Annotated in this window: 11 protein-coding genes and 1 pseudogene; 11 read left to right on the forward strand and 1 reads right to left on the reverse strand. The window is 66.9% G+C overall.

Annotated elements, in window-relative coordinates:
* From AC1DKD_RS39410 to crcB, 7 genes are all read left to right on the forward strand, one after another.
* Window positions 1-401 (forward strand): aminotransferase class I/II-fold pyridoxal phosphate-dependent enzyme (locus tag AC1DKD_RS39410; protein ID WP_477144580.1); only part of this gene is annotated, 401 nt, incomplete at its 5' end.
* A 64-nt stretch (window positions 402-465) separates the two neighbouring features.
* Window positions 466-1,776, forward strand: a complete 1,311-nt coding sequence (locus AC1DKD_RS39415; RefSeq protein ID WP_477144581.1) for a homoserine dehydrogenase — start codon at window positions 466-468, stop codon at window positions 1,774-1,776.
* Between the two features lie 8 nt (window positions 1,777-1,784).
* Complete coding sequence (locus AC1DKD_RS39420) at window positions 1,785-2,942, forward strand: PALP domain-containing protein (protein ID WP_477144582.1); 1,158 nt, start codon at window positions 1,785-1,787, stop codon at window positions 2,940-2,942.
* Between the two features lie 189 nt (window positions 2,943-3,131).
* Window positions 3,132-4,373: a molybdopterin molybdotransferase MoeA gene (locus tag AC1DKD_RS39425; protein ID WP_441630776.1), complete on the forward strand. Its 1,242-nt coding sequence runs from the start codon at window positions 3,132-3,134 to the stop codon at window positions 4,371-4,373.
* A gap of 14 nt (window positions 4,374-4,387) precedes the next feature.
* The gene (moaD, locus tag AC1DKD_RS39430; RefSeq protein ID WP_035872339.1) at window positions 4,388-4,645 is read left to right on the forward strand and encodes a molybdopterin converting factor subunit 1; all 258 of its coding nucleotides are present in this window, start codon (window positions 4,388-4,390) and stop codon (window positions 4,643-4,645) included.
* A gap of 1 nt (window position 4,646) precedes the next feature.
* The gene (gene moaE / locus AC1DKD_RS39435; RefSeq protein WP_441630773.1) at window positions 4,647-5,177 is read left to right on the forward strand and encodes a molybdopterin synthase catalytic subunit MoaE; all 531 of its coding nucleotides are present in this window, start codon (window positions 4,647-4,649) and stop codon (window positions 5,175-5,177) included.
* The gene (gene crcB, locus AC1DKD_RS39440) at window positions 5,177-5,557 is read left to right on the forward strand and encodes a fluoride efflux transporter CrcB (protein ID WP_477144583.1); all 381 of its coding nucleotides are present in this window, start codon (window positions 5,177-5,179) and stop codon (window positions 5,555-5,557) included. Before moaE ends, crcB begins: the two co-directional genes overlap by 1 nt.
* Window positions 5,558-5,567: 10 nt before the next feature.
* On the opposite strand, the gene AC1DKD_RS39445 is transcribed toward crcB, so the two are convergent.
* On the reverse strand, window positions 5,568-6,476 hold the full coding sequence (locus AC1DKD_RS39445) for an alpha/beta fold hydrolase (RefSeq protein ID WP_441630769.1): 909 nt from the start codon (window positions 6,474-6,476) through the stop codon (window positions 5,568-5,570).
* Window positions 6,477-6,508: 32 nt separating this feature from the next.
* Here AC1DKD_RS39445 and AC1DKD_RS39450 point away from each other — a divergent pair, with 32 nt between their 5' ends.
* The 4 genes and pseudogenes from AC1DKD_RS39450 to AC1DKD_RS39465 form a co-directional block, all read left to right on the forward strand.
* Entirely contained in the window at window positions 6,509-7,114 is a 606-nt protein-coding gene (locus AC1DKD_RS39450) for a TetR/AcrR family transcriptional regulator (protein WP_006161576.1), read from the forward strand.
* Window positions 7,111-7,890 (forward strand): enoyl-CoA hydratase/isomerase family protein, encoded by a 780-nt coding sequence (locus AC1DKD_RS39455; protein WP_441630767.1) that lies wholly within the window; start codon window positions 7,111-7,113, stop codon window positions 7,888-7,890. The genes AC1DKD_RS39450 and AC1DKD_RS39455 overlap by 4 nt, the downstream gene beginning before the upstream one ends.
* Before the next feature lie 112 nt (window positions 7,891-8,002).
* Window positions 8,003-9,187 carry a substrate-binding domain-containing protein gene (locus AC1DKD_RS39460; RefSeq protein WP_035872326.1) on the forward strand — a complete coding sequence of 395 codons (1,185 nt, stop codon included), beginning with the start codon at window positions 8,003-8,005 and terminating at the stop codon, window positions 9,185-9,187.
* Window positions 9,187-9,328 (forward strand): annotated as a pseudogene (locus tag AC1DKD_RS39465) (ABC transporter ATP-binding protein); the annotation flags it as partial. The gene AC1DKD_RS39460 and the pseudogene AC1DKD_RS39465, both read left to right, overlap by 1 nt.

A 9,328-nucleotide genomic window follows, 5' to 3' on the forward strand; every position in this document is an offset into this window, starting at 1 on the left:
CCAATGTGCCCGGCCAGTGGGCCATCCAGACCGCGCTGGGCGGCTACCAGAGCATCAACGACCTGGTGAACGAAGGCGGGCGCCTGCGCCGCCAGCGCGATATTGCCCATGAACTGATCACGCAGATTCCCGGCGTCACCTGCGTCAAGCCCAAGGCCGCGCTTTACCTGTTCCCCAAGCTCGACCTGTCGATGTACCCGATCCAGGACGACCAGGAGTTCATCTACGAACTGCTGCAGGAGTCCAAGGTACTGCTGGTGCAGGGTACGGGCTTCAACTGGGGCAAGCCCGACCATTTCCGTATCGTGTTCCTGCCGCACGAGGAAGACCTGCGCGAGGCCATCGGCCGCGTTGGCCRTTTCCTCGAGGCATATCGCAAGCGCCACGGCCACGCGGCCTGAGCGGCCCTGAACCGGTCCGTTTGCGGCGTCATTCATTTTTCAGCAACTCAGAGTCAGATCGTCCATGAATCCCATCAAAGTAGGCCTGCTTGGCATCGGTACCGTCGGTAGCGGCACGTTCAACGTGCTGCAACGTAACCAGGAGGAAATCCGCCGCCGCGCCGGGCGCGGCATCGAGATTGCCATGGTGGCCGACCTCAACACCGAGCGCGCCCGCGAGCTGACCGGTGGGCAGGTCGAGGTGGTGGCGGACGCCAACGAAGTCGTCACCCGTCCCGAGATCGACATCGTGATCGAGTTGATCGGCGGCTATGGGATTGCCCGCGAACTGGTGCTCAAGGCCATCGCGAACGGCAAGCACGTGGTCACCGCCAACAAGGCGCTGCTGGCCGTGCATGGCAACGAGATCTTCGAGGCCGCGCGCAAGAAGGGCGTGATCGTSGCCTTCGAAGCCGCTGTGGCCGGCGGCATCCCCATCATCAAGGCGCTGCGCGAAGGCCTGACCGCCAACYGCATCGAGTGGATCGCCGGCATCATCAACGGCACCACCAACTTCATCCTGTCGGAAATGCGCGACAAGGGCCTGGACTTCGACACCGTGCTCAAGCAGGCCCAGGCGCTGGGCTATGCCGAGGCCGACCCGACCTTCGACATCGAAGGCATCGACGCGGCTCACAAGATCACGCTGATGAGCTCGATCGCCTTCGGCATGCCGGTGCAGTTCGACAAGGCCTATGTGGAGGGCATCACCAAGCTGTCGGCCGTGGATATCCGCTACGCCGAAGAGCTGGGCTACCGCATCAAGCTGCTGGGCCTGACGCGCCGCCGCGAAAACGGCATCGAGTTGCGCGTGCACCCGACGCTGGTGCCGGCCAAGCGCCTGATCGCCAATGTGGAAGGCGCCATGAACGCCGTGCTGGTGCAGGGCGACGCCGTGGGCGCCACGCTGTACTACGGCAAGGGCGCCGGCGCCGAGCCGACCGCCTCGGCCGTGATCGCCGATCTGGTCGACGTGACCCGCCTGCACACCGCCGATCCCGAGCACCGCGTGCCTCACCTGGCGTTCCAGCCGGATGAGCTGTCCAGCGTGCCGGTGCTGCCGATCGAGGAGGTCACCAGCTCGTACTACCTGCGCATGCGCGTGGCGGACGAGACCGGCGTGCTGGCCGACATCACCCGCATCCTGGCCGACGCCGGCATTTCCATCGATGCCATGCTGCAGAAGGAATCGCGTGAAGGCGAGCCGCAGACCGACATCATCATGCTGTCGCACCTCACCCTGGAGAAGCAGGTCAACGCCGCCATCGCCAAGATCGAAGCGCTGCCGACCGTGCTGTCGGCCGTCACGCGCCTGCGCATGGAAGAACTGAACTGAACGCACCGATGAAATACCAGTCGACGCGCGGCCATGAGATGCCGCAAACCTTCTCCGAGATCCTGCTGGGCGGCCTGGCGCCGGACGGCGGCCTGTACCTGCCGCAGGAGTACCCGCAGGTCACGGCCGACGAGCTGGAGGCCTGGCGCAAGCTGTCGTACGCCGATCTCGCCTTTGAAGTGCTGTACCGCTTCTGCGACGACATCCCGGCTGAGGACCTGCGTGCGCTGACGCGCAAGACCTACACCGCCGAGGTGTACTGCAACGCCCGCCCCGGCGACAATACCGCGGATATCACGCCGCTGCGCACGCTGGGCGCAGAGGGTGGCGCGCCGCTGCAACTGCTGGGCCTGTCCAACGGTCCCACGCTGGCCTTCAAGGACAAGGCCCGCCAGAAGATCGGCACGGTCAACTCGATCAACTGGGCGCGCGTGGTGGCCCAGGTGGTGTATTACTTCAAGGGGTGGCTGCTGGCTACCGACGGCCCCGGCCAGAAGGTGTCGTTCTGCGTGCCGTCCGGCAATTTCGGCAACGTCTGCGCCGGCCATATCGCGCGCATGATGGGCCTGCCGATCGACAAGCTGGTGGTCGCGACCAACGAGAACGACGTGCTCGACGAGTTCTTCCGCACGGGCACCTACCGCGTGCGCAAGTCGGCCGAGACGTATCACACCTCCAGCCCGAGCATGGACATCTCGAAGGCTTCGAACTTCGAGCGCTTCGTGTTCGACCTGCTGGGCCGCGACGCCGGCAAGCTGGCGACGATGTTCCGCGACGACATCGACACCAAGGGTGGCTTCGACCTGTCCGGCACGCCGGAATTCGAGCGCATCCGCGCCTTCGGCTTTGTCTCGGGCCGCAGCACGCACGAGGACCGCGTTGCCACCATCCGCGACCTGTCGGGGCGTTACGGCATCACCATCGACACCCATACCGCCGACGGCATCAAGGTCGCGCGCGAGCATCTCACGCCCGGCGTGCCGATGCTGGTGCTGGAAACCGCGTTGCCGGCCAAGTTCGCCGACACCATCCGCGAGGCGCTTGGCCACGAGCCGGAGCGTCCGGCCAGCTTTGAAGGCATCGAAAACCTGCCGCAGCGCTTCGAGGTGATGCCGGCCGAGGTGGAGCGGATCAAGGCTTATATCGCCGGCCACACGGGCCTGTAGGCGCCAGCCCGTGCAGGCGGCGTTCCTGCCGCCTGCGCGCCAACTCGCTACAATCAGACTTGCCGAGCTGAATCGCACGGCCCTCGCATTGCCCCGGATGTATCGGCGGCGGTACGCGGGCCGTTTCCCATGGCGGATGGATGGCCATGGGTTTGCTGTCTCACGCTGACTTACCTACCTGTTCCCGTCATGACCCAAGCTGCCGCGCCCCCCCGTCCCCCCATGCTGACCATGGCCGAGGCTCTCGAAGCCTTGCTGGCCGGCGCCAGCCCGATCGCCGAAGCCGAGCGCATCGCCACGCTGGACGCCAACGGGCGCGTGCTGGCCGCGCCGGTATCTAGCACGCTGGACGTGCCGCCGGCCGACAATACGTCGATGGACGGCTACGCCATGCGAAGTGCCGACGTGGCCGCGCCGGGCGCGCGGCTGCGGGTGGCCCAGCGCATTCCCGCCGGCCATGTCGGCACGGCGCTGGCGGCCGGCACGGCTGCCCGCATCTTCACCGGTGGCCTGATCCCGCCGGGGGCGGATGCGGTGGTGATGCAGGAACAGTGCGTGGCGGAAGGCAACGATGTGATCGTCAATCACGCGCCGCAACCGGGCGAGTGGATCCGCCGGGCCGGCGAGGACATCCGCGCCGGCAGCGTGATCCTGCCAGCCGGCACGCGGCTCACGCCGCAGGCGCTGGGGCTGGCCGCCTCGGTAGGGCAGGCGGCGCTGGACGTTGTGCGGCGCGTCAAGGTGGCGGTGTTCTTCACCGGCGACGAACTGGCCATGCCGGGCGAGCCCCTCAAGCCCGGTGCCATCTACAACTCCAACCGCTTCACGCTGCGCGGACTACTGGAAAACCTGGGGTGCGAGGTCAGCGATTTCGGCATCGTGCCCGATACCCTGGCCGCCACGCGCGACACCCTGCGCCGGGCCGCCGATGGGCATGACCTGATCATCACGTCCGGCGGCGTCTCTGTGGGCGAGGAAGACCACATCAAGCCGGCCGTGGAGGCGGAAGGGCGGCTCAACCTGTGGCAGATCGCCATCAAGCCGGGCAAGCCGCTGGCCTTCGGCGAGGTAGCGCGCGGCGATCAGGCGCCGGCCTATTTCCTGGGCCTGCCGGGCAATCCGGTCTCCAGCTTCGTGACGTTCCTGCTCTTCGTGCGGCCCTTTATCCTGCGGCTGCAGGGCGTGCAGAACGTGTTGCCGCGCCGGCTGCCGCTGCGCGCCGATTTCGACCTGCCCAAGGGCGACCGCCGCAATGAATTCCTGCGCGTGCGCGTCAACCAGGCTGGCGGGCTCGACCTGTTTCCCAACCAGAGTTCGGGGGTGCTGACCTCCACCGTGTGGGGCGACGGCCTGGTCGACAATCCGCCCAACCAAGCGATCGCGCGGGGCGACACCGTGCAGTACATCGCTTTCGACGGCCTGCTGGCATGAGGAGCGAGACCGCCATGCATATCGAGTTGCGTTTTTTTGCCAGCGTGCGCGAGCAGTTGGGCCTGGGACAGGAACGGGTCGAGGTGCCCCCGGCGGTGGCCACCGTTGCGGACCTGCGGCGGTGGCTGGGCGCCCGCGGCGGCGCATGGGCCGAGGTGCTGGCTGAAGGCCGGGCCTTGCGCATGGCCGTGGACCATGAGGTGGCGAGCGCGGACAGCATGCTGGCCGACGGCTGCGAAGTGGCGTTTTTCCCGCCGGTGACCGGAGGCTGACATGAGCGTTAGAGTGCAGCGCGAGGATTTCGACCTGGGCGCGGAGGTGGCGGCATTGCGCCACGGCCAGCCGGGCGTGGGCGCGGTGGCCAGTTTCGTCGGCACCGTGCGCGACATGAACGACGGCAGCCCGGTCAGCGCGATGGAACTGGAGCACTATCCCGGCATGACCGAAAAGGCGTTGGCGCGGATCGAAGCCGTTGCGCGTGAGCGCTGGGAACTGCTCGGCGTCACCATCGTGCATCGGGTCGGACCCCTGCTGCCGCTGGACCAGATCGTGCTGGTGGCGGTGGCCTCCGCGCATCGCGGCAATGCGTTTGCCGCCTGCGAGTTCATCATGGATTACCTCAAGTCCGAAGCGCCGTTCTGGAAAAAGGAACAGACGCCGGAGGGCGAGCGCTGGGTCGACGCGCGGGTGACCGATGAGTCCGCGCTGGCGCGCTGGGGCATTCGCTCGCTGAATGCCAGCGGGGAGGCGCCGGAAGGCAGCGCCACCCCGGTGCAGGCGGAAGACACGGGCATCAAGCACTGATGGGCGGGCTCGGTTTTATTGCGGTCGGGGTCGGTGCCGCGATGGGGGCCTGGCTGCGGTGGGTGTTCTCGGTCCTGTGGAATGCGGCCAACCCGGCGCTGCCCTATGGCACGCTGACGGCCAACCTGGTGGGCGGTTACCTCATCGGCCTGGCGGCAGGATTCTTTGGCGCGCACGCGGATCTGTCGCCCGAATGGCGCCTTCTGGCCGTGACCGGCTTCCTGGGGGGCCTGACGACCTTTTCCACCTTTTCCAGCGAGGTTGTCGCCAACCTGATGGCGGGCGACTATGGCTGGGCGGYGGTTCACCTGGCTGCGCATCTTGGCGGCTCGCTGCTGCTGACCGCGCTGGGCTTGTGGACCTACCGGCTGCTGGCCTGAAGGTAGCGGCTCATGGCGCCGGTGCAGCGGGCAAGCCAGGCCAGTCAAGCATCCCAAGCAAGGCTGTGTTGAAGGCCGCCGGCCGCTCGATATGTGGGGCATGGCCGGTGCCATCGACGGTGGCAAGGCGCGCGGCCGGTTGCAGTGCCAGTGTGGCCAGGCCCACGGCCGGCGCGTAGAGTCGGCTGTGCTGCCCGACCAGGTGGAATAAGGGAAGGCGAGCCTGGCGCAACGCCGGGCGATAGTCCTGGCGCGCCATGTCTTCCCACAGCGCGGCGAGCGCGTCCGGCGCGCACTGCCGCATGATGCCGGTGATGCGGCCTGATTGCGCCGCATCGGGTTCGCTGCCGGCGGACCAGAGTCCGGCGCGCACCGAATCGATCAGGCTGGGCCAGTCCTTGCGCACGTGCATGGCCATTCTTGCGGCCTGGACCCTGTCGTAGCATCCGTGCAGGCCGTGCGGCCATTCCGCGTCTCCGACCAGGCGCGGCGTCATGTCGATGGCGCCGACGGCGGCCAGCGGCAGCGCGGGATGGCCGCGCATCAGTTCCCAGGCCACCATCGCCCCCATCGACCATCCGACCACCACGACGTCCCGCAGGCCCAGGTGCCCGATCAGCGCTGCCGCATCCGCGGCCAGCCGCGCAATGCTGGCTTGCCCCGCATGCGGCAGCGCAGCAGACAAGCCGTGTCCGGCGTGGTCGGGGGCGATTACGCGATAGCCGAGTCGCGCCAGCGCGCGCTGGCCGTCGAAGGCTTCGCCGGATAGCGACCACCCGTGCAGGAGCAGCAACGCTTGCCCGCTGCCCGTCTCCCGCCAGCCTGGCCGGGCCGCGCTGGCGGCGTGGACGGCGAAGGCCGGAGCCAGGCCGGCTGGCTCGGCTTGCGTGGCATGGGGCGCCGTGTGAGAAGCATCCAATGGCGATGGTTCCAGTCCACCGCGGAGCCCCGATGTCCCTTACCGAATCCGGCGTAAGCCAGCCCAAGACCGCACGCGGCCAGAAGACCCGCGAAGCACTGCTGCGCGCCGCTGAAAAAGTATTCGGAGAGAAGGGCTACTACGTGGCTTCGATCTCCGAGATCACGCAGGAAGCCGAGGTGGCGATGGGCACCTTCTACCTCTACTTCAAGGACAAGGAAGACATCTTCCGCGCGCTGGTGCAGCACATGCTGGAGCTGGTGCGCGCCCACTTGCGCAAGCACGTGGGGCCGGCGCAAACGCAGATCGAGGCCGAGCGGCTCGGGCTCAAGGCTTTCCTTTCCTTCGTGTCGCGCCACAAGAACCTGTACCGCATCGTGCTCGATTCCTACTCGGTCGACGAGACCATCTACAGCAGTTATTTCCAGGTCTTCGCCGACGTCTACAGCCGGCGCCTGGGCAAGGCCGAGGAGCAAGGCGAGATTTCGCCGGGCGATGCCGAAGTGCGGGCGTGGTGCCTGATCGGCATCAGCAATTTCCTCGGTATGCGCTACGCGCTGTGGAAGCGGCCGGCGTCGATGGACAAGGTGGTCGATACCGCCTTCGACATGATCTCTCACGGATTGGCCGCACGATGAGCGCGCTGGTACTGGTCGAGCGTAGCGGCAGCACGGCAGTGCTGCGGCTCAACCGCGCCGAGCGCCACAACAGCCTGGTGCCAGGGTTGCTGGAGGACTTGCTGGCGGCGCTTGAACGCGTGGAGGCCGATCCGGACGTCCGCGCCGTGGTGCTCGGCCATGCCGGCCGGTCGTTTTCCACGGGCGGCGACGTGGGTGCCTTTGCCGCTTTCCCGCCACAAAGCGCTGAACTGGAACAGTATGCGCACCGGCTGCTTGGCCTGCTGAACGCCGCCATCCTGCGCCTGGCGGCGCTGCGTTGCCCGGTGATCGCAGCGGTGGAGGGCTGGCTGACCGGCGGCGCGCTGGGCCTGGCGCTCGCCTGCGATATGACGGTGCTGGGCGAGGGCGCGCGCATTGCGCCGTACTACACGGTGGTGGGCTTCAGCCCGGACGGCGGCTGGACCGCCATGCTGCCCCAGATGATTGGTGCCGCAAGGGCGTGCGCGATCCAGCTTGAGAACACGACGTTGACCGCGGGACAAGCCGCCTCGCTGGGCATGGTCACGCATCTCGCGCCTTCCGGCGAAGCCGAGGCCATGGCGCTGTCACTGGCGGCCGGACTGAAGGACAAGGTAGCCGGCAGCGTGGCGAGTACGCGCGCGCTGCTGCGCTGGGACCCTGAGGTCCTGGCGCACGGCCTCGAGCGAGAGCGCGCGGCGTTTGTGGCGCAGGTGACGCGCGCCGAGGCCGCCGCCGGCATGCGCCGCTTCCTGGGCGGCGCGGATGCGGGCTGAAGGAGCGGAGCAATAGGGCGGCCACGGTCAATCGCCGCGATCAGCAGTTATCGAGCAGCATCTCTACTTGCAACAATAAGAGAAACAGAGAAACCCAAAGAGGAGACACAGCATGCAACTCAAGCACCAAGCCGCAGCCGCGTTCGCGCTGGCCGGCCTGCTGGCCGCCGGCGGTACCTTTGCCAAGGACATCCGCATTGCCCACGTCTACGACAAGACAGGGGCGCTGGAAGCCTACGCCAAGCAGACCCAGACCGGGCTGATGATGGGGCTGGACTATGCCACCAACGGCACCATGATGGTCAACGGCAACAAGCTGGTGGTGCTGGAGAAGGATACCCAGGGCAAGCCCGACGTCGCCAAGGCCCAGCTTGCCGCGGCCTATAGCGATGATCGCGCGGACATCGCGGTGGGACCCACGTCTTCCGGCACCGCGCTGGCGATGCTGCCGGTGGCCGAGGAATACAAGAAGATCCTGCTGGTCGAGCCCGCCGTGGCGGATTCGATCACCGGCGAGAAGTGGAACCGCTATATCTTCCGCACAGGCCGCAACTCGTCGCAGGACGCCATCTCCAACGCGGTAGCGCTGGACAAGCCCGGCGTGCAGATCGCCACGCTGGCGCAGGACTACGCCTTCGGCCGCGATGGCGTGAAGGCTTTCAAAGGCGCGCTCAAGAACGCCAAGATCGTTCACGAGGAATACCTGCCCACCAACACCACGGACTTCACGGCCGGCGCCCAGCGGCTCTTTGATTCGCTCAAGGACAAGCCGGGCCGCAAGATCATCTTCATCATCTGGGCCGGCGCCGGCAATCCGTTCAAGATCGCCGACCTCGACCCCAAGCGCTACGGCATCGAGATTGCCACGGGCGGCAATATCCTGCCCGCCATGAGCAACTACAAGAATTTCCCCGGCATGGAAGGCGCGACGTACTACTACTTCGGCATTCCCAAGAACAAGGCCAACGAGTGGCTGGTATCCAACCACTACACCAAGTTCAAGTCGCCGCCTGACTTCTTTACCGCGGGCGGTATGTCGGCCGGCATCGCGCTGGTCGAGGCGCTCAAGAAGACCAATGGCGACACCAATACCGAGAAGCTGATCGGCGCGATGGAGGGCATGTCGTTCGAGACGCCCAAGGGCAAGATGACGTTCCGCAAGGAAGACCACCAGGCCCTGCAGTCGATGTATCACTTCAAGATCAAGGTTGATCCGGCGTTCGCCTGGGGCGTGCCCGAGCTGATCCGCGAGATCAAGCCGGAGGAGATGAACGTGCCGATCCGCAACAAGCGGTGATGACGGTGGGCGCCTCTTCCATCGATACCACGGCGGCGCTCTCGCGGGCGGTGGCGGAGCCGCCCGCGCTAGAGACGCGCGGCCTCACCATCCGCTTTGGCGGGCATGTGGCGGTCAATGCGGTGTCATGCGCGTTCCGAC

It is taken from the genome of Cupriavidus sp. 05T313 (genome assembly GCF_056396665.1).

What these genes read in the sequence shown, in the direction of transcription:
- AC1DKD_RS39420 (WP_477144582.1), top strand. Translation starts at nt 1,785, where the DNA reads ATGAAATACCAGTCGACGCGCGGCCATGAGATGCCGCAAACCTTCTCC.
- AC1DKD_RS39425 (WP_441630776.1), top strand. Translation starts at nt 3,132, where the DNA reads ATGACCCAAGCTGCCGCGCCCCCCCGTCCCCCCATGCTGACCATGGCC.
- moaD (WP_035872339.1), top strand. Translation starts at nt 4,388, where the DNA reads ATGCATATCGAGTTGCGTTTTTTTGCCAGCGTGCGCGAGCAGTTGGGC.
- moaE (WP_441630773.1), top strand. Translation starts at nt 4,647, where the DNA reads ATGAGCGTTAGAGTGCAGCGCGAGGATTTCGACCTGGGCGCGGAGGTG.
- AC1DKD_RS39450 (WP_006161576.1), top strand. Translation starts at nt 6,509, where the DNA reads ATGTCCCTTACCGAATCCGGCGTAAGCCAGCCCAAGACCGCACGCGGC.
- AC1DKD_RS39455 (WP_441630767.1), top strand. Translation starts at nt 7,111, where the DNA reads ATGAGCGCGCTGGTACTGGTCGAGCGTAGCGGCAGCACGGCAGTGCTG.
- AC1DKD_RS39460 (WP_035872326.1), top strand. Translation starts at nt 8,003, where the DNA reads ATGCAACTCAAGCACCAAGCCGCAGCCGCGTTCGCGCTGGCCGGCCTG.